The sequence below is a fragment of the Streptomyces sp. NPDC048349 genome (assembly GCF_040651925.1).
In the GTDB taxonomy this organism is placed as follows: domain Bacteria; phylum Actinomycetota; class Actinomycetes; order Streptomycetales; family Streptomycetaceae; genus Streptomyces.
Map to the genome: position 1 here is coordinate 143886 of NZ_JBEZLA010000008.1, position 17543 is coordinate 161428.

At 74.2% G+C, this 17543-nt stretch carries 16 protein-coding genes; 9 read left to right on the top strand and 7 right to left on the bottom strand.

The genetic code is table 11. From position 1 onward, the window contains the following. Nucleotides 1-34 precede the first annotated feature (34 nt). Nucleotides 35-1903 (top strand): ABC transporter ATP-binding protein, encoded by a 1869-nt coding sequence (locus tag AB0D44_RS07420; protein WP_362585770.1) that lies wholly within the window; start codon nucleotides 35-37, stop codon nucleotides 1901-1903. Beyond that, nucleotides 1900-3723 (top strand): ABC transporter ATP-binding protein, encoded by a 1824-nt coding sequence (locus AB0D44_RS07425; protein WP_362585773.1) that lies wholly within the window; start codon nucleotides 1900-1902, stop codon nucleotides 3721-3723. The genes AB0D44_RS07420 and AB0D44_RS07425 overlap by 4 nt, the downstream gene beginning before the upstream one ends. A 76-nt stretch (nucleotides 3724-3799) precedes the next feature. Here AB0D44_RS07425 and AB0D44_RS07430 read toward each other — a convergent pair whose 3' ends face one another. Continuing rightward, nucleotides 3800-4408 (bottom strand): response regulator transcription factor, encoded by a 609-nt coding sequence (locus AB0D44_RS07430; protein WP_362585775.1) that lies wholly within the window; start codon nucleotides 4406-4408, stop codon nucleotides 3800-3802. Between the two features lie 194 nt (nucleotides 4409-4602). Beyond that, nucleotides 4603-5052 (bottom strand): SRPBCC family protein, encoded by a 450-nt coding sequence (locus AB0D44_RS07435; protein WP_362585777.1) that lies wholly within the window; start codon nucleotides 5050-5052, stop codon nucleotides 4603-4605. A gap of 226 nt (nucleotides 5053-5278) precedes the next feature. On the opposite strand from AB0D44_RS07435, the gene AB0D44_RS07440 reads away from it, so the two are divergent. Both AB0D44_RS07440 and AB0D44_RS07445 read left to right on the top strand, forming a co-directional pair. Further along, complete coding sequence (locus AB0D44_RS07440; protein WP_362585780.1) at nucleotides 5279-6373, top strand: mechanosensitive ion channel domain-containing protein; 1095 nt, start codon at nucleotides 5279-5281, stop codon at nucleotides 6371-6373. After that, nucleotides 6370-6792, top strand: coding sequence for a VOC family protein (locus AB0D44_RS07445; protein ID WP_362585783.1), 423 nt, complete (start codon nucleotides 6370-6372; stop codon nucleotides 6790-6792). The genes AB0D44_RS07440 and AB0D44_RS07445 overlap by 4 nt, the downstream gene beginning before the upstream one ends. On the opposite strand, the gene AB0D44_RS07450 is transcribed toward AB0D44_RS07445, so the two are convergent. The 3 genes from AB0D44_RS07450 to AB0D44_RS07460 all read right to left on the bottom strand — a co-directional run bounded on the left by AB0D44_RS07450 (nucleotide 6779) and on the right by AB0D44_RS07460 (nucleotide 8546). Beyond that, nucleotides 6779-7441, bottom strand: a complete 663-nt coding sequence (locus AB0D44_RS07450; protein ID WP_362585786.1) for a DUF4230 domain-containing protein — start codon at nucleotides 7439-7441, stop codon at nucleotides 6779-6781. The genes AB0D44_RS07445 and AB0D44_RS07450 overlap by 14 nt on opposite strands. A 104-nt stretch (nucleotides 7442-7545) precedes the next feature. Beyond that, entirely contained in the window at nucleotides 7546-8025 is a 480-nt protein-coding gene (locus tag AB0D44_RS07455) for a DUF1801 domain-containing protein (RefSeq protein ID WP_362585789.1), read from the bottom strand. Nucleotides 8026-8090: 65 nt separating this feature from the next. Next, nucleotides 8091-8546: a carboxymuconolactone decarboxylase family protein gene (locus tag AB0D44_RS07460; protein WP_362585835.1), complete on the bottom strand. Its 456-nt coding sequence runs from the start codon at nucleotides 8544-8546 to the stop codon at nucleotides 8091-8093. A gap of 199 nt (nucleotides 8547-8745) precedes the next feature. Between AB0D44_RS07460 and AB0D44_RS07465 the strand changes: the two genes are divergently transcribed. Beyond that, nucleotides 8746-11196 (top strand): tetratricopeptide repeat protein, encoded by a 2451-nt coding sequence (locus AB0D44_RS07465; RefSeq protein ID WP_362585792.1) that lies wholly within the window; start codon nucleotides 8746-8748, stop codon nucleotides 11194-11196. Between the two features lie 37 nt (nucleotides 11197-11233). Here the strand turns inward: AB0D44_RS07465 and AB0D44_RS07470 are convergent, their stop codons facing one another. Next, on the bottom strand, nucleotides 11234-12859 hold the full coding sequence (locus AB0D44_RS07470; protein WP_362585795.1) for an FAD-binding oxidoreductase: 1626 nt from the start codon (nucleotides 12857-12859) through the stop codon (nucleotides 11234-11236). Between the two features lie 64 nt (nucleotides 12860-12923). Here AB0D44_RS07470 and AB0D44_RS07475 point away from each other — a divergent pair, with 64 nt between their 5' ends. From AB0D44_RS07475 to AB0D44_RS07485, 3 genes are all read left to right on the top strand, one after another. Then, nucleotides 12924-13550, top strand: a complete 627-nt coding sequence (locus AB0D44_RS07475) for a TetR/AcrR family transcriptional regulator (protein ID WP_362585798.1) — start codon at nucleotides 12924-12926, stop codon at nucleotides 13548-13550. A gap of 125 nt (nucleotides 13551-13675) precedes the next feature. Next, the gene (locus AB0D44_RS07480; protein ID WP_362585801.1) at nucleotides 13676-14200 is read left to right on the top strand and encodes a hypothetical protein; all 525 of its coding nucleotides are present in this window, start codon (nucleotides 13676-13678) and stop codon (nucleotides 14198-14200) included. 235 nt (nucleotides 14201-14435) lie between these two features. After that, complete coding sequence (locus tag AB0D44_RS07485; protein ID WP_362585804.1) at nucleotides 14436-15953, top strand: MFS transporter; 1518 nt, start codon at nucleotides 14436-14438, stop codon at nucleotides 15951-15953. Between the two features lie 254 nt (nucleotides 15954-16207). On the opposite strand, the gene AB0D44_RS07490 is transcribed toward AB0D44_RS07485, so the two are convergent. Next, entirely contained in the window at nucleotides 16208-16645 is a 438-nt protein-coding gene (locus AB0D44_RS07490) for a hypothetical protein (protein ID WP_362585807.1), read from the bottom strand. Between the two features lie 89 nt (nucleotides 16646-16734). Here AB0D44_RS07490 and AB0D44_RS07495 point away from each other — a divergent pair, with 89 nt between their 5' ends. Further along, nucleotides 16735-17454 (top strand): helix-turn-helix domain-containing protein, encoded by a 720-nt coding sequence (locus tag AB0D44_RS07495; RefSeq protein WP_362585810.1) that lies wholly within the window; start codon nucleotides 16735-16737, stop codon nucleotides 17452-17454. The last annotated feature ends 89 nt before the right edge of the window (nucleotides 17455-17543 follow it).

A 17543-nucleotide genomic window follows, 5' to 3' on the forward strand; every position in this document is an offset into this window, starting at 1 on the left:
CGGGCCCGCACCACATCCCTGGAGGCATCCGCCGATGAGCCCCCCTGACGCGGCCGTCGACACGGCGCAGGACCAGGCCGTGGCACAGGGCGCCGACCGGGCGCTCGTGGCAGCGGCCCGGCACAGCGGCGGGCGCACGGCCGCCGTCCTCGGATGCGCGGTGGCGGCCGCCGCGGCGGCGCTCGCCGAACCGGCCGTCCTCGGCCACACCCTCGACCTGCTGCTCCGCAAAGACCCCTCGGGCCCCGCCTGGACGCTGGTGTGCGCCGCCGTCATCGCGGCCGAAGTGGCGCTGGACGCCGCTGCCGCACGGCTGACCGGCGAGGTCGACGGCCGCTCCACCGCCCGGCTGCGCAGGCTCGGACTGGCCCGGCTGCTGCGGACGGCCCCGCACCACGCGGCCCGCCACGCACCGGGCGACACCGCCGCGCGGCTGACCGCCCACGCCACCGAGGCGGGCAAGGTCCCGGCCGCCGCCGCGCACGCCGTCGCCGCGCTCCTGCCACCGATCGGCGCGGTCGGCGCCCTCTTCCTCATCGACCTGTGGACCGCGCTCGCCTTCCTCCTGGGCGTTCCGCTGCTGGTGCTCCTGCTGCGGGCCTTCGCCCGCGACACCCTCACCAGCGTCGCCCGCTACCAGCAGGTGCAGCTCGCGACCGCCGGCCGCCTCGTCGAGGCACTGGCCGGGGCGCGCACGATCGCCGCTGCCGGCACTGCCGAGCGCGAACGCGCCCGGATCCTGGCGCAGTTACCCGAGCTCGGCACCGAGGGCAGGCGCATGTGGCGGGTCTACGGGGCTACCACGGCCCGGTCCGGGGCCCTCATGCCGATGCTCCTGTACGCGGTCCTCGCCGTGGGCGGCATCCGGCTGTCCGCCGGGGCCATCGGGGTCGGCGAGCTCCTCGCCGCCGTACGGTACGCGGGCCTCGCGGCGGGGGTCGGCGCCGTGACCGGCGGGCTGGCCGCCGTGGTGCGGGGCCGGGCCGCCGCCCGCCGGACCGCCGTCCTGCTGTCCCTGCCCCTCCTGGGCCACGGCCGGTCGCAGCTGCCGGACGGCGGCCCGGGCACCGTGGAACTGCGCGGCGTCCGGGTCGTGCGCGGCGGATCGACGGTGCTGAACGACATCAGCCTGGTGATCCCCGGCGGCTCCACGGTCGCGGTGGTGGGCCGGTCGGGCGCCGGCAAGACCCTGTTCGCCGCCGTCGCGGGCCGGCTCACGGACCCCGACGCGGGGCAGGTGCTGCTGGACGGCGTACCGCTCCGGGATGTGGCCGTCGAGGAGTTGCGCCGCGAGGTCGGGTACGCCTTCGACCGGCCCGTGCTGCTCGGGGACACGGTCGGCGACGCGATCGGGTTCGGCGCGGGCCCGGACCCCGGCCCGCGAGCGGTCCGCGCCGCGGCGCGTGCCGCGGGCGCCGACCTGTTCGTGCGGCGCCTGCCCCACGGGTACGACACGCGCCTCGCCGACGCCCCGATGTCCGGCGGCGAGGTGCAACGCCTCGGACTGGCCCGGGCGTTCTGCCACGCGGGCCGGCTCCTCGTGCTGGACGACGCCACCTCCAGCCTCGACACCGTCACGGCCCGCGAGGTCGAACGGGCGCTCGCCCACGACGTCCGGCCCGGCACCCGGATCGTGGTGGCGCACCGCCTCTCGTCCGCCGTCCGCGCCGACCTCGTCGTATGGCTGGAGGACGGGCGGGTGCGGGCGGTCGGCACCCACGGCGAGCTGTGGAGGCAGGACCCCGGCTACCGGGCGGTGTTCGCGGCCGATGCCGCATCGGAGGCCGCAGAAGGGGAGGCGGAGCCCGGGGCGGGTGCGGCGGCGCAGGCCGAGCCCGGGGCGGGTGCGGCCGCGGAAGCGGAAGATCGCCGGGTCCCGGGGAAACAGGAGGCGGCACGGTGACCGGCGGGACCGGCAGGACCGGCGGGACCGGCAGGACCACGGGGACCGACGCGGCCGGGGGCGGGGCCTGGCGCCGGGTGGCGCCCGAGGGCCGGCGGTTCCTGCGGGGCCGCAGGGGCGCCGTGGGCCGGCTGGCGGCGTGGTCCCTCCTCGAGTCCGCGCACACGTTCCTCGGCGGCTACGGCGTGGCCCGCGCCCTCGACGACGGTTTCCTCGCCGGCCGCACCGCCACCGGACTCGCCTGGCTGGCCGCGGCCGGAGCCGGCGCCCTGCTCGGCGGGTTCGCGCTGCGCGGTGTGTTCGCCGGACTGGCGGACCTCGTGGAGCCGCTGCGGGACGGCCTGGTCCGGCGGGCGGTACGGCAGGCCCTGGACCGTGCGGTCGCCGACCCGGCGCGCGCTCCCGGCGCGGGTGCGGTGTCCCGGCTGACCCAGCAGACCGAAATGGCCCGGGACTCCTTCGCGGGGCTGGTCCTGACGGTGCGTTCGTTCGTGTTCACCGCCGTGGGGGCCTTCGCGGGCATGGCGGCCCTGGCGCCGGAACTGCTGCTGGTCGTGCTGCCCCCGCTGCTGCTGGGCGTGGCCGCCTTCGTGGCCACGCTCCGCCCCGTGGCGTCCGTACAACGCCGGTCCCTGGACACCGACGAGGCGCTCTCGGACCGGGTGGGGGCCCTGGGCGAGGGCCTGCGCGACATCGTCGCCTGCGGGGGAGGGGCCGCGGCCGAAGCCCGGGTGGAACCCCTGATCGCCACCCAGGAGCGGCTGGCGCGCACCCTCGCCCGCTGGGTGGCCCTGCGCACCCTGGCCCTGGGCGCGGCGGGCCGGCTGCCGGTGGTCGCCCTGCTCGCCGCGGCGCCCTGGCTGCTCGGGCACGGGATCACCGCCGGTACGCTGGCCGGCGGCCTCACGTACGTGGTCACGGCGCTGCTGCCCGCCCTCAACTCGCTGATGACGGCCGTGGGTTCCGCCGGGACCCGGCTGGTGGTGGTCCTCGAGCGCTTCTGCGATCCGGCGCCGCCGGCCCCCGATGGCCACCACGCGAAGCACCCGCAGGACCTCGTCCCCATCGGCCGGGGGAAGGCCGCCGAAGCCGAGTTCCGGGGCGTCACCTTCGCGTACGGCCCCGCCGCGGCCCCCGTCCTCGACGCCCTCGACCTGGTGGTGCGGCCGGGGGAGCACCTCGCCGTGGTCGGCCCGAGCGGCATCGGCAAGTCCACGCTGACCGCGCTGCTCGCGGGGATGCTGTCACCCGACGCGGGGACGGTCCTCGTCGCCGGTGCGGCCGCCCGCAGGGCACCGGTCGCCACGGGACCGGACCCGCGGCGGACCCTGCTGCCGCAGCAGGCCTACGTGTTCACCGGCACCGTGCGGGAGAACCTCACCCATCTGTGCCGCGGCCCCGGTGACCGCATGCCCGCCGACGAGCAGGTGCTGCGCGCCGTCGCCGCCCTGGGGCTGGACGACCTGGTGGCGCGCCTGGGCGGCCTGGACGGCGAGGTGTCCCCCCGGCTGCTGTCCCGGGGGGAGTGCCAGCACCTCGCGCTCGCCGCCGCCTACCTCTCGCCGGCTCCGCTGCTGCTGCTCGACGAGGCCACCTGTCACCTGGACCCGCGTACCGAGGAGCGTGCCGAGCGGGCCCTCGCGGACCGTCCCGGCACCCTCGTCGTCGTGGCCCACCGCGTCTCCTCCGCGGTCCGCGCCGACCGGGTCCTCGTCCTCGACGGGACCCGGGCCGTGTGCGGCACACATGCGGAACTCCAGGCCGTTTCACCCCTGTACCGCGATCTGGTGGGGGAGTGGAACGGGGCCGCGGACGTATGACGCGGCCCCCGTGCCCGTGCCCGGGCCCGGGCCCGTGCCCGGGCCCGTGTCAGGGCCCGTGCGCGGCGGCCGCGGCCTAGACCCAGCCGGCCCGCCGGGAGATCCGGATGGCGTCTATGAGATTGCGCGCGCCGGTCTTGCGGGTCGCCGCGGCCATGTAGTTGCGCACCGTTCCGCTGGCCAGGTGCAGGGTGCGGGCGATCTCGGCGATGGAATCGCCCTCCGCGGCCCGGGCCAGCACGCTCAGTTCGCGTGGGCTCAGCGGGACGGGATCGGCCTCCATGAAGGCCGAGGCCAGCGAGGCGTCGATGAAGCGTTCCCCCGCGGCGACCTTCCGGACGGCCCGTACCAGGCGGCCCGGTGAGCCGTCCTTGTCGACGTAGCCGCGGGCCTCGGCCCGGAAGGCGCGGTGCAGCGACCCGGGCGCTCCGGTCGAGGCCAGGACGAGTACAGGGGAGGGGGGCGCGAGGACCTGGCCGTCCGGGCGTCCGTTGTCGGCCAGAACGGCCGTCGTCCCCGGACAGTCGAAGTCGACGACCGTCACGTCCGGCCGTAAGGACTCGGCCTGGCGCACCGCGGTCCGCCAGCCGGACGTGGTGACCTCGAAGGACCCCTCCGATCTCAGCAGGGCGGCCAGCGCCGACCTGACCAGGCTGACGCTGTGCAGGACGAGGACCTTCGTCATCGTGTGCTCTCCTCGGTAGACGAACCACGGCACCACGCGGGTGCCCCCGTACAGGGGTGATGGAACGTCACTGCGGGGAGCTGGAGGGGGTGTACGGCCAACTTGGCCGAGATGCCGAGGGATTCCGGTTCCCTTCGGCGGGTAACCCCCTTGAAGACCGGACCGTCCTGCGCTGCCCGTCTCCCGGTCGGGGCTCAGACCTCGCCGCGCCAGGCTCCGGTCTCGATCCCGCGCGCCTCGATGAACAGCTTGAACCGCTTCAGATCACCCATGATCTGGCGCTTGACGAAGCCGAGCTTGTCGGCCGCCGTCTCGACCAGACCGTCGGGGACCCAGTTCATGTGCAGGGCCACCCTGGTGGTGGTCGCGTCGATCGGCTGGAACGTGACGAGCCCGGCCTGGCGCGCCTCCCCGTCGACCGTCATCCACGCGACGCGCCGGTCCGGCAGCTGTTCGGTGATCTGCGCGTCGAACTCGCGCTGCACACCGTTCACGTTGGTCACCCAGTGGGTGAGCGTGTCCGTGCGCTGGTCGATGCGTAAGACCCCTTCCATGAAGGCGGGGAACTCTTCGAACTGCGTCCACTGGTTGTAGGCCGTGCGCACCGGGACGTTGACCTCGACATACTCCTCGACGTGCGACATGTGCACCCCTTCCGTGTCGTCTTCCGTGTCATCGCCGGCCCCGCACCCCGGTGCGGGGCGTCCGTGAGGACGTCTCGCGGCGCGGCTACCCGCCCCGCAGGACCCCATGCGGGGCCCGGGCCCGATGGCGGCCGCGGGGACCGTGCCCCATGCGTCCCCCGTGTGTCAGCTCCTCCCGCGCGGGCAGGCGGGGGAGGTCCATGCCGTCTACATCCGCTGAGGGGACATGAACAGCGCTCTTCTCCTGCCGATCGTCCTGGGCGGCTCGATCCTCGCCACCGTCGTGGCCGGATGGGCCGCCGACCTGCTGCTGCGCCGGGCCGACGTACGACACCCCGAGACGCCCCTGTGGCACCTGCTGCGCCGTTGCCGCCGCGCCCTGCAGATCGTGCTGCTCGCCGCTCTGCTCAGGGGCGCCCACCGGCAGATCGCCTGGCCGCCCCTGCGCGACAACGCCGCCACCGTGGGCCGGATCCTCACGCTCGCCCTGATCGGGGCGGGGGCCTGGCTGATCGTGGCGGTGGCCTCCGCCGTCGTCGAATCCGGGTACGCCCGCTACGCCACGGGTACCCGCGACCCGGCCCGGGTGCGCCGCGTCCGCACCCAGGTGACGCTGATCATGCGGGTCGTGACCGTCGTCGTGACCGTCGTCGCGGCCGCGGCGATGCTCCTGACCTTCCCCGGCTTCCGCGCGCTCGGCACCTCCCTGCTCGCCTCCGCGGGCATCATCGGCATCGTGGCCGGCGTCGCGGCCCAGTCCACCCTCGGCAACCTCTTCGCGGGCTTCCAGATCGCCTTCGGCGACATGGTGCGCATAGGCGACACGGTCGTGGTCGCGGGCGAGTGGGGGGTGGTCGAGGACATCACCCTGACCTTCCTCGCCGTCCGCACCTGGGACGAACGCCGGCTCACCATGCCCGTGTCGTACTTCACCACCCGCCCCTTCGAGAACTGGTCCCGCGGCGGTGTGCAGATGACCGGCACCGTCTTCCTCCACTGCGACCACAGCGCGCCCGTCGACCTCATGCGCGAGAAGGTCCACGAAATCCTGAACCACTGCCGCGAATGGGACGGCCGCGGCTGGGACCTCGCCGTCACGGAGACGACACCGTCCACCATGGTGGTGCGGGCCATCGTCACGGCCAAGGACGCCGACGACCTGTGGACGGTCCGGTGCGCCGTACGGGAGCAGCTGATCGCCTGGCTCGCCGAGAAGCACCCGGACGCACTGCCCCGCGTCCTGGTGGGCCCGGCGGACCCGCGCTCCGCCGAGGCTGCGGCGCGTGTACGGGCGACGACGCAGGGCACATGGGATACATGACCGTACCCAAGACAAGCGTGCTCGTCCTGAACTGCTCCGAACCCGAGCCCTTGGCCCGGTTCTACGCCCAGCTGCTCGGCGCCACGGCGGGTCCGGCGACCGACGACGGGGAGCTGTTCCTCGTCACCGGCCGGACCGGTGTGGTGCTCGGCATCCGACGCGATCCGCAGCGGCCGACGCCGAGCTGGCCCCTGCCGGAGGACTCCCAGCAGGTCCACCTGCGGATCCTGGTGGCGGCGGACGCCCTGGACGAAGCCGAGCGGGAGGCGGTGGCCCTCGGGGCGCGCCCGGTGGCGGCCGAGGAGGACGGCACCCGGCTGGACAACCGCACGACACTGCGCCGGTACAGCGACCCGGCGGGGCACTCGTTCGTCCTGGCGGCCGTCCGGGAGGACCCCGCCCGGCTCAGCCGTACGTGACGGTCACCTCGGCGAATCCCAGCGAGCCCAACAGGCCCTCCAGCATCGACGTGGTGTTCTTCTCGGCGCGCTCGGCGAGGCCGCTGTCGCGGGCCGCTTCGCCGATGTGCTGCACGGCGAGCTTCTGCACGGCCTGCTCACCGGCCGGGTTGTCGGAGAACAGATCGCCGAGCCGGTCCAGCAGGCCGCGCTCCTTGGCCACCGCGTAGGAACGGTCCGGGTCGAGGGCCGCCGTGCCCAGGACCGCGTGCGGCAGCCTGATCGAGGCCTTGGTGCGGTCCTCGTTCACCGTCACGTTCCGTTCGCCCAGCCCGCCCAGGTCGACGTAGCCGCCGACCGTCCCCGCGCCCACGTACAGGGTGCGGGTTCCGCGGATCGCGTCCGGCAGGAACGCCGCGTCCTTCTCCAGGTCCACGACCACCTGGAAGTTGCCGACGGCCGCCTCGTAACGGTCCATGTCCTGGATCGACTTGAGCAGCGCAGGACCCGAGCGGTCCCGCGTGTCCTCGCCGAAGAGGCCGCCGAATCCCTGAACCAGGCCGAAGCGCCCCGCGAGCACGATCACCGCCACGGCCACCGCCAGGCCGACGGCGATCCGCCCCCACCCCGGGCGCCGCGAGCCGCCCGGCCGATCCGAAGAGGTTTCCATACCCCGCGGATACCCCGTGGAGGCGGTTCCAGCACGGGTGTGACGCGGCGTCCAGCACGTCGACCTCCGCGGCCGCTCCCGTACCTGACGCCCTCGCGCGCCGGTCAGCCCGCGGCCTGCTTCACGAGCGCTCCGATCCGCGCCTCGTCGGCGGGGGTCAGCTCCGTCAGGGCGTAGGAGGTCGCCCACATGGTGCCCTCGTCGAGGCGGGCCTTGTCGCTGAAGCCGAGGGTCGCGTACCGGGTGTTGAACTTCTGCGCGCTCTGGAAGAAGCAGACCACCTTGCCGTCCTTGGCGTACGAGGGCATCCCGTACCAGAGCTTCGGCGCGAGGTCCGGCGCAGCGGCCTTCACGATCGCATGGAGCCGCTCGGCCATGACCCGGTCCGGGTCCGGCATCTCGGCGATCTTCGCGAGCACGGCCGCTTCGTCCTCGGCCGCCTTGTCGGCGCGCGACCCGCGCCGCGCGGAGGCCTTCAGCTCCTGGGCCCGCTCCTTCATGGCGCCGCGCTCCTCCTCCGTGAACCGCTCGCGGGCCGGGGCGGTCGCGGCGGTCCGCGGGGCGGGCTTCTGCGTGTTCTTCATGGCGGGCTCCTTCTGATGTGAGGCCTTATGTGCAATATTGTCGGAATTGTGAGGCTAGAGGAGGGTCATCCCCATGCACCGGCGATCTGGCGGGTCGTGGCGTTGAGCCGGTTGAACAGGTTGGTGACCCCGATCATCAGGACGATCGCGGCCAGCTGCTTCTCGTCGAAGTAGGTGGCGGCGGTGTCCCAGACCTCGTCGCTCACCGCGTCGGGGCGGTCGGCCAGCCGCGTCGCGGCCTCGGCCAGCGTGAGGGCCGCCCGCTCCTCCTCGGTGAAGTACGGGGCCTCGCGCCAGGCGGCCACCGCGGCCAGCCGCTCGTCGCTCACTCCGGCCTTGCGGGCCGACTTGGCGCCGCCGTCGACGCAGGCGCTGCAGCCGTTGATCTGGCTGACCCGCAGGTGCACCAGCTCCAGGGTCTGCCCGTCCACCCCGCCGCTGTGCACGGCCTTGAAGAGCTCCTGGATGGGCTGCATCGCGCCGGACAGGACGACGGCGGGGTTCTGCATACGAGACTGCATACGAGACTGCATGGGGTCTGCTCCTTCATTCGTTCGCTGCCCCGTTCTCCCGGGGGTGTGACTCCATGACAGCCGCTGCGGCGTTCCGTGACGACGTCCGTGGGACGCCCTGGGACAGGCCAACCGTCCTTGACCAGGCCGTACTTGCGCCGGAATACTCCTGCCGCGTCGGGACAGGGGAGACGGGGGAACGGTGGACGTGGAACAGCGGACGGCGAAGGGGGACCCGCAGGACGAGCTGTCGGCCCGGCTGCGCCTGATCCAGGAGTTGTCCGGTCTCGGCGTGCGGGCCCTCGCGCGGGACGCCGGCCTCAGCTCCTCCTCGCTCTCGCGCTACCTCAGCGGCCAGACCGTGCCGCCCTGGCCCGCGGTGGTCGCCCTCTGCCGCCTCGTCAAGCGCGACCCGCGCCCGCTGCGCCCCTTGTGGGAACGGTCGTCGAACCCCTTGCCGGCACCCCCGAAGGCCAGCCGCCAGGTCCCGCCCAGACCCCGCAACGACCTGCCCCGCGACGTTCCCGACTTCACCGGACGCGAGGCCGGGCTCGCCGCCGTGCTCGACGCGGTGGACACCCACCGGGCGGTTGCCGTCGACGGCATGGCGGGCGTCGGCAAGACCTGCCTGGCGGTGCACGCCGCGCACCGGCTGTCCGCCGCCTACCCGGACGCCCAGCTCTACGTGGACCTGCACGGCTTCACCGAGGGCCGCGAACCGCTCGACCCCGACTCCGCGCTGCGGATGCTGCTCGGCGCGCTCGACGTCCCGTCCGAGAAGGTCCCGCAGGAGGGCGTCGAGCAACTGGCCGCCTGCTGGCGGGCGGAACTGGCCGGGCGGCGGGCCGTCGTCGTCCTCGACAACGCCGCCGACGCCGCTCAGGTCCGGCCGCTGCTGCCGGGCGCGGGCCCCTCCGTCGTCCTGATCACGAGCCGCAACCGGCTGCTGGGCCTGGACGAGGTACCCCCGGTGTCGCTGGACGTGCTGAGCCCTCGGGAGAGCGCGGAGCTGCTGGCCCGTGCCAGCGGCGACCCCGGCGGCCCCGAGGGGCGGCTGGCCCGGGAACCGGAGTCCGCCGCGGAGGTGCTGCGGCTGTGCGGCCACCTGCCCCTGGCCCTGCGGCTGGCCGCTGCCCGGCTGCGCCACCGGCCGGGCTGGACCGTGGGCATCCTCGTCGAGCGCCTGGGGCAGGGCGCGAGCGAGTTCGACACCGCGTTCGCCATGTCCGTCAAGCAGCTGGACCGGGCCCACGCCCGCCTGTTCCGGATGCTGGGCCTGCTGCCCGGCGGGTCCTTCGACGCGTACCTGGCGGCCGCCCTGGCGGACGTGCCGCTGCACGGCGCACAGGAGATGCTGGAGGACCTGGTCGACGCCCACCTCGTCCAGCAGCCGACGGCCGGCCGCTACCGGCTGCACGACCTGGTGCACCAGCACGCCCGCCGGGCCTGCGCCGAGCAGGACCCGCCCGCCGAGCGGGAACGGGCGCTGAGCCGCTTCCTCGACTACTACGTCCACGCGGCGGCCGCGGCGGACGCCGCGATGCCGGTCCTGTCGCCCGGCCGGACGCCCTCCGCGGGCCGGCCCCCGGCCGAACTGCCGCGGTTCGCTGACAAGAACGCGGCCCTCGCCTGGCTGGTCGCGGAGTACGAATCGATGATCGCCGCCTTCGAGACGGCGGCCGCCGTCGGGGCCGACGTCCACGTGTGCGAGCTGCCGCGCTTCCTGCGGGCGTACTTCGCCCGGCGCTGCGGCACGACCCACCTCAACCACCTCTTCGAGCGCTCGCTGGCCGCCGCGGAGCGCCTCGGCGATCCGCGGCAACTGGCCGAGGCCTACAGCGACCTGGGCTTCGCCCGCTACAACGCGGGCCGGACGGCCGACGCCGCAGCCGCGTACGAGGCGGCCGCCCTGCAGGTGTCCCGGACGGGGGACGTCCGCTCGGAAGCCGAACTGGCCGTGCGGCGCGGCTATCTGCGCTGGGACGAGGGCAGTGCCGAGGAGCCGCTCGAACTCTTCGGGCTGGCCGCCACGTTGTACGAGCAGGCGGGCTGCCCGGCCGGCGCGGCCCATGCGGCCGCCTCGGAGGCCTGGGCGATGCTGCAGCTCGGGCACCGCGACCAGGCGGCGCGCCGGGCCCGCGAGGTGCTGGACGTCCCCCACGCCGACCCGGCATGGCCGCCGACGCTGACGGCCCGGATCACCCTCGGCGTGGCCCTCGCGGACGAGGCGCCCGAGGAGGCGGTGGAACACCTGCACCGGGCACTGGCCCTGGCCCGCGAGGACGGGCACGTGAACAACGAGGCGTGGGCCCTCAACTGCCTGGGCGTCGCGCTGCGGCGCATGGGCCGGTACGAAGAGGCGCTGGCCCGCCACCGCGAGGCGTTCGCGCTGCTGGACGCCCTGTTCGAGGAGCACTGGAAGATCCGTTTCCTCAACGGCTACGCCGAGACCTGTCGGCTCGCGGGCCTGCCCGACGAAGCCCTGCGGCTGCACCGGCAGGCGCTGGAGCTGGCCCCGAGGCTGGGATACCGGTACGAGGAGGCGCTGGCCCACGAGGGGATCGCGGCGATGCTGGACCCGACCGATCCGGCCGGGGCCGCCGAGCACCGCGCGGCGGGGCGGGCCGCCCTGCGGGAGATCCACCCCGCAGCCCGCTGACCCGGGCCGGCGCCGCAGGCCCCGTACGCGGCCCTGGTCAGTCCACCAGCACCCCGGGGTTGAGGATGCCCGCCGGATCGAGCGCCCCCTTCGCGGCCCGCAGCGCGAGGGCGAAGGGCTCGGGGCGCTGCCGGTCGTAACCCGGGCGGTGGTCCCGGCCGACGGCATGGTGGTGAGTGATGGTGGCCCGGTGGCGGTGCAGGACCTCGCCCGCGACGGCCTTCAGGTCGTCCCAGAGGGCGACCTCGTCCCCGGGCCGCCCGGCGGCCAGAACGGTGAAGTAGGGGGCCGCTCCGTCCGGGTAGACGTGGGTCAGACGGCAGTTGACGGTCGCCGGGTGTCCGGTGGCCTTGAGGGCCGCCGCACCGACCTCGGTGCGCACCGCCTCGATCAGGCCGGGGATCCGGTCCCAGGTGGCCGCCGTCTCGAAGGTCTCCGCGACGGCGCCCATCCTGGCCAGGCCGTCGCGAAGGTACGGCATCCGCAGGAACGCCGCACGCCAGGCGCCCACGGCGGCGTCACCGGCCGGGGACCCGTCCGTGGCCGCCCCGGCCTCCTGCGGCACGGCGCTCCCGCCGGACCGGCCGCCGTGCGCGCGAGCCAGGCCCACGGCCCGTTCAAGCCGGGCGGTCACCGGTTCGTCCGCCGACTCGAACCCGAGCACCAGCACGGCGCAGCCGTCCCGGGCCGCGCCGGACAGGGCCGCCTCACCGGCGTCCAGCAGACGGCAGTTGGCGGGGGACAGGTCGGACTGGGCCAGGGCGCGCACCGCCCGGAGCGCGTCGTGGAAGTCGGCGAAGGCGACCGCGGCGGACGCCTTGTGGCGGGGGCGCTCCTGCAGGCGGACCCACGCCTCGGTGATGATGCCGAGGGCGCCTTCGGAGCCGAGGAACAGGCGGTCGGGGGAGGGACCCGCCCCGGAGGCGGGCAGCCGCCAGGAACTGCTCGTCCCGGCCGGGGTGACCACCCGCATCGCCTGCACGAAGTCGTCGATGTGCGTGCGGCCGGTGGCGTAATGGCCGCCGGCCCGGGTGGCGAGCCAGCCGCCGAGGGTGGAGAACTCGAAGCTCTGCGGGAAGTGCCGCAGGGTCAGGCCGTGGGGCCGCAGCTGGTCCTCCAGGCTCGGCCCGAGCGTGCCGGCCTGGATGCGCGCGGCCCGCCCCTCGACGTCGACCTCCAGGACCCGGCCCATGCGGGTCAGGTCGAGGGACACCACCGCCCGGTGGGCGTCGCCGCGGTACTCCACGCCGCCGGTGACCGAAGAGCCCCCGCCGTACGGGACGACGGCGATCTGCCGGTCACCGGCCCAGTCCAGCAGGTCGGCGACCTCCCGTTCGTCGGCGGGCCGGGCGACGAGGTCGGGGATGCGGCCGGGGCGCCCGCGCAGCGCCCGTACGACGTCGCGGTACGCCTTTCCCATGGCGTGGGCGGCGCGGTCCTCGGGGTCGTCGCCGACCAGGTGGGCGAGGCTGCGCGGGGGCTGGGCGGCGGGGCTCGCGATGTGCAGGTCGCGCACGCGGGGCACGGGGAGCGGGCGGCTGAGGGTGCCGGGGAGGAGGGCGCCCATCGCGGCGCATTCCGCGTCGTCGGGCTGCGCGTCCGTCCAGCCCCAGCCCCACCAGGAGCGGGTGCGGGACGTCGGCTGCGGGGTGGTGCCGGCCATGGAGGCGCTCCAGGGGTCGAGGTAATTTACCGTGAGGTAAATTACCTACTGATAATATCGGCTCATGGCAACCCCTCCTTCGAAGGCCGGCACCAAGGGAGTCCCGCGGCACCACCGCCGGCAGCAGATGCTGGACGCCGCCACGGCGGAGTTCGGCGCCCACGGCTACGCCGCCGCGTCGCTCCCCGCCATCGCCGCGCGCGTCGGCGTCACCAAGACGCTGCTGCACCAGTACGTCGGCACCAAGGAGGACCTCTACCTCGCCTGCCTGGTCCCCGTCGGGGACCGCCTCCTGGACACGATCCGTACCGCGATGGGCCCGGACGGGACCACGCCGCACACGCCGCTGCGCGTGCTGGACAGCATCTTCACCGCGCTGGAGGGGCAGCGGGAGGCGTGGTTCGTCCTGTACGACACCACCCTGCCGCCCGGCGGCGAGGCCGCGCGCCGCGCCGCGGAGTACTGGTCGGCCATCGACCGGCTCGCCGCGGGCGGCACCGCCGAACTGCTGCACGCGGCCGGATCCACCGACCCGCTGGACGCCGACGCGCTCAAGTACGTCTGGCGGGACCTGGTCGCCACCCTCGTCCGCTGGTGGGTCAAGCACCCGGAGCAGACCCCGCAGGCCATGACGCAGCGCTGCGCCCGCCTCTTCGCGGCCGCCGCGACCCTCGCCGCCGACGGCCGCTGAACCGGTTCCCCTTGGGCCGGGCGGGTGCGGCTGCCGTGTGGCGCCCGCCGAACAGGGCGCCCGACCCCGATAGTTGTCCGCGACCACAGGATCGGATTCAGGGTGCGGACCCGGAAGGACGTGTCGTGGACAGAACTCTGCTGGACCATGTCGAAGCCCTCGTCGGGGAGGGGAAGGCCGTCTTCTCGGCGGACGACGCGGCCGTCGTGACCCTCGTTCAGGAGACGATCAGCAGCGGCAGAAGCGCTTCCTTCTTCCTGTCCCGCGAGCAGTCCCGGCTGCTGAGGGACGCGCACTGGACGCCCGAGCGGGTCAAGGCGTCCAGACTCGAACCGGTGTCGGACGAGGAGAAGGCGAAGATCGAGTCCGAGCTGGGACTCGGGGACATCGGCTCCTTCCGGTTCGGCGCCTTCGACTGCAAGTCCGGCCACACCTTCGGTGCGTACGACTTCCTCGAGCAGGGAATCCGTGAGCACGGCCTGGACTCCGTGAAGGCGATCTTCGAGCTGAAGAACTCGGCCTTCCTCCGTGTGAACCCGCACTTCGTCGTCTACTGCCCCGTCTGCGACCAGCGGATGGAAGGCGGCATCACGTACGAGGGCGACACGTACCCGGGATGTTCGTATCCGGATCCGCCGGTCTGCCAGTAGGGCTGCGCCGGGGCCCAGGGCCCGAGGTCCGGGGCCGACGCCCAACTACCGGCGGTTCCGGCTCGACACGTACGGACGGGGGACGCCGCTCGCGCAGGCAGAGCGGAAGCGGCCCTGAAGGCTCGTCAGATGCCGTGCGGTGCGGACCGGGGGGACCGCACCGCAGGGCTCTCCCTTTTCGCGAAAACGGCAAAAATCTTTGCCGGTGTCGGGGTGTACGCGCACGCTCCTGCGCATGAGACCACACCGCACCAGCGAACCGTCCGCCCGCGTGGCCCCGCCGAGACCCGCGGTGCGCCGCGCGCTCGCCGCCCTCTCGCTCTCCGTGCTGCTGTCCTCGCTCGGCACCAGCATCGCCAACGTCGGCCTGCCGACGCTGGCAGAGGCCTTCGGCGCCTCCTTCCAGGAGGTCCAGTGGATCGTCCTCGCCTACCTCCTCGCCATCACCGCACTGATCGTCAGCGCCGGCCGGCTCGGTGACGTCCTCGGCCGCCGGCGGCTGCTCCTGGCAGGCATCCTCCTGTTCACCGCCGCGTCCGTCCTGTGCGGCGTCGCCCCCACGCTCCCGCTGCTGATCGCCGCCCGCGCGGCGCAGGGCCTCGGAGCGGCCGTCATGATGGCCCTCACCATGGCGTTCGTCGGGGAGACCGTCCCGAAGGCGAAGACCGGCAGCGCCATGGGGCTCCTCGGCACGATGTCCGCCATCGGCACCGCACTCGGTCCCTCCCTCGGCGGAGTCCTGATCGCCGGATTCGGCTGGCGGGCGCTCTTCCTGGTCAACGTCCCCCTCGGCCTCCTGACCCTGCTGCTCGCCCACCGCCACCTCCCCGCCGACCGGTCCGGGCCCACGGCCGACCGGGTCCGCTTCGACCATGCCGGCACGCTGCTGCTCGCGTTGACCCTCGCGGCGTACGCGCTCGCCATGACCCTGGGGCGCGGCGGGTTCGGAACGCTCAACGCGGCCCTGCTCGTCGCCGCCGCCTGCGGAGCCGGCCTCTTCGCGCGCGTGGAGGCGCGGGCCGCGGCCCCGCTGATCCGGCTGCGGACGCTCCGCGACCCGCGGCTCGGCGGGGGACTCGCCGCGAGCGCCCTCGTCTCGACGGTCATGATGACGACGCTGGTGGTCGGACCCTTCTACCTCGCTCGTACCCTCGGGCTGCGCGAGGCCCTCGTCGGACTCGTCCTGTCGGTGGGTCCGCTCGTCGCCGCCCTCACCGGCGTACCGGCCGGCCGTGGCGCGGACCGCTTCGGCGCGCCCCGTATGACCGTCGCCGGGCTCATCGCCATGGCGGCCGGGGCCACCGCCCTGTCCGTCCTGCCGGAGCGGTTCGGCGTCGCCGGGTACGTGGCGCCCGTGGTCGTCATCACGGCGGGATACGCGGTGTTCCAGGCGGCCAACAACACCGCAGTGATGGCCGACGTCCCCGCGGACCGGCGCGGGGTGGTCTCCGGCATGCTCAACCTGTCGCGCAACCTCGGCCTCGTCAGCGGGGCGTCCGTCATGGGCGCCGTGTTCGCCCTCGCCTCGGCGACGGCCGACGTGGCCACCGCGCACCCCGAGGCCGTCGCCACCGGGATGCGGATCACCTTCGCCGCCGCGGCTGCCCTGATCGTCACCGCACTGGTGATCGCCCTCGCGGCCGCCGCCTCCCGGCGGGCCGACACGCAGGGGGAGGACCCGGCGGCGCCCCGGGAGGCGTCGGCCCCCGGTGCTCCCGGCCGGGCCGCCGGCCGCCACGGCGGCTCGCGGTAGCGGCCGCTGCGGACAGCCCCGAGGTCAGGGCGTCAGGGTGAACCGCCGACGACCACTCCGTAGCCGATGGGGGCGAGGACGGTGACCACGGCGGTGCCGGGCCCGTAGCTGCGCACCCTGCGGAAGGCTGCCGGTGCGGGCGGGGGATTCGGCGAGCCGGAAGGAGCAACCTGCCGGGCGGCCCGGGCAAGGCGGGTGGGCCGATGGGGTCCGCCCGCCTCGTCACTTTTTTGCTGCCGCTGCTGCCCGCCCCGTCAGTGGGACGGCTGCTTGCCGTGGTAGCGCTGGGCGAGCCGGGCGAGCGCGACCGCGCCGAGCAGGAGCCCGAAGTCACGCAGCGCGACGTCGTAGTGCCCGGGGATGGTCAGCAGGTTGACGATGATGCCGGCGAGCCATCCGGCGACCAGCCAGCCTCCGAAACGGGGGGCGAGGGCGACGGCGAGGCCCGCGACGATCTCGACGACGCCGACTGCGTACATGGCTGCTTGGGCGCTGCCCGGAGCGAGGTCGTTGATCCACGGCGCGAGGTAGGCGGGCCAGTCGACGAGGAGGTTGGAGAACTTGTCCAGCCCGAACAGGATCGGCGCCACCGTGAAACCGGCGCGCAGGATGACGAACGCCTGGTAGCCGGGGTCGGCCAGCGCGGCCCGCCGGGAGGTGGCGGACGTGGTGGTTGTGGTTGAGGACGACATGACGCCCTTCTTTCTATCGGCAACTTTCACTGTCAATAGAAGCGCGCGGACCTTCTTTAGTCAATGGCTTTGGGTTTTACACTGGGCTCATGGACCACCCGGAGGAAGCACCCCGCCCCGATGTCTCCGCCGTCGCCGCCTTGGACGAGCCGACCCGACGGAGGCTGTACGACCACGTCGTGCGCCAGCCGGGGCCGGTCAGTCGCGACGAAGCCGCCGAGGCCCTCGGCCTCGCGCGCAAGACCGCGGCCTTCCACCTGGACCGCCTGGCGGACGCATCACTGCTCGATGTCGTCTACGAGCGGCGCAGCGGCCGCACTGGTCCGGGAGCGGGCCGGCCCGCCAAGCTCTACAAGCGCTCCGGCACGGAAGTGGCCGTCAGCCTGCCCGAGCGGCACTACGAACTGGCCGGACGGCTGCTCGCCCAGGCCCTGGAGGAATCCGAGGCCACCGACGAGCCGGTGCGGGCGGTCCTGCACCGCAAGGCCCACGAGCTCGGCGCACAGCTCGCCGCGCAGGAGCGGACGGACCTCGTGGATCTTCTGGAGGACAACGGGTTCGAACCCCGCTACGACGGCGACGCCATCGTCCTGGGCAACTGTCCTTTCCACGCCCTCGCACGCGACCACACCCAGACCGTCTGCGGCATGAACCTCCACCTGCTCCGCGGTGTGCTGAAAGGGCTCGACGAGAACGGCCTCCAGGCATGCCTGGAGCCCAGCCCCAACCACTGCTGCGTGCGCCTGCGGCCGGCTTCTTCACCGCCCGCGAACGCCAGCGGGCCCGCGGACCGGTCCTGGGCCGTCTAGGGGGTGTCTGACGGAGGTCCGCGGCGTCGCGGTGCCCGGCACGCACTCTCGCCGCACCGGCCGAAAGCCCAAGTACGTCCAGTACGGGG

Bases quoted from the DNA above. Each gene is read 5' to 3' on its own strand.
- AB0D44_RS07420 (WP_362585770.1), top strand. From the start codon at position 35: ATGAGCCCCCCTGACGCGGCCGTCGACACGGCGCAGGACCAGGCCGTG.
- AB0D44_RS07430 (WP_362585775.1), bottom strand. From the start codon at position 4,408: ATGACGAAGGTCCTCGTCCTGCACAGCGTCAGCCTGGTCAGGTCGGCG.
- AB0D44_RS07435 (WP_362585777.1), bottom strand. From the start codon at position 5,052: ATGTCGCACGTCGAGGAGTATGTCGAGGTCAACGTCCCGGTGCGCACG.
- AB0D44_RS07440 (WP_362585780.1), top strand. From the start codon at position 5,279: ATGAACAGCGCTCTTCTCCTGCCGATCGTCCTGGGCGGCTCGATCCTC.
- AB0D44_RS07445 (WP_362585783.1), top strand. From the start codon at position 6,370: ATGACCGTACCCAAGACAAGCGTGCTCGTCCTGAACTGCTCCGAACCC.
- AB0D44_RS07450 (WP_362585786.1), bottom strand. From the start codon at position 7,441: ATGGAAACCTCTTCGGATCGGCCGGGCGGCTCGCGGCGCCCGGGGTGG.
- AB0D44_RS07455 (WP_362585789.1), bottom strand. From the start codon at position 8,025: ATGAAGAACACGCAGAAGCCCGCCCCGCGGACCGCCGCGACCGCCCCG.
- AB0D44_RS07460 (WP_362585835.1), bottom strand. From the start codon at position 8,546: ATGCAGTCTCGTATGCAGAACCCCGCCGTCGTCCTGTCCGGCGCGATG.
- AB0D44_RS07470 (WP_362585795.1), bottom strand. From the start codon at position 12,859: ATGGCCGGCACCACCCCGCAGCCGACGTCCCGCACCCGCTCCTGGTGG.
- AB0D44_RS07475 (WP_362585798.1), top strand. From the start codon at position 12,924: ATGGCAACCCCTCCTTCGAAGGCCGGCACCAAGGGAGTCCCGCGGCAC.
- AB0D44_RS07485 (WP_362585804.1), top strand. From the start codon at position 14,436: ATGAGACCACACCGCACCAGCGAACCGTCCGCCCGCGTGGCCCCGCCG.
- AB0D44_RS07490 (WP_362585807.1), bottom strand. From the start codon at position 16,645: ATGTCGTCCTCAACCACAACCACCACGTCCGCCACCTCCCGGCGGGCC.
- AB0D44_RS07495 (WP_362585810.1), top strand. From the start codon at position 16,735: ATGGACCACCCGGAGGAAGCACCCCGCCCCGATGTCTCCGCCGTCGCC.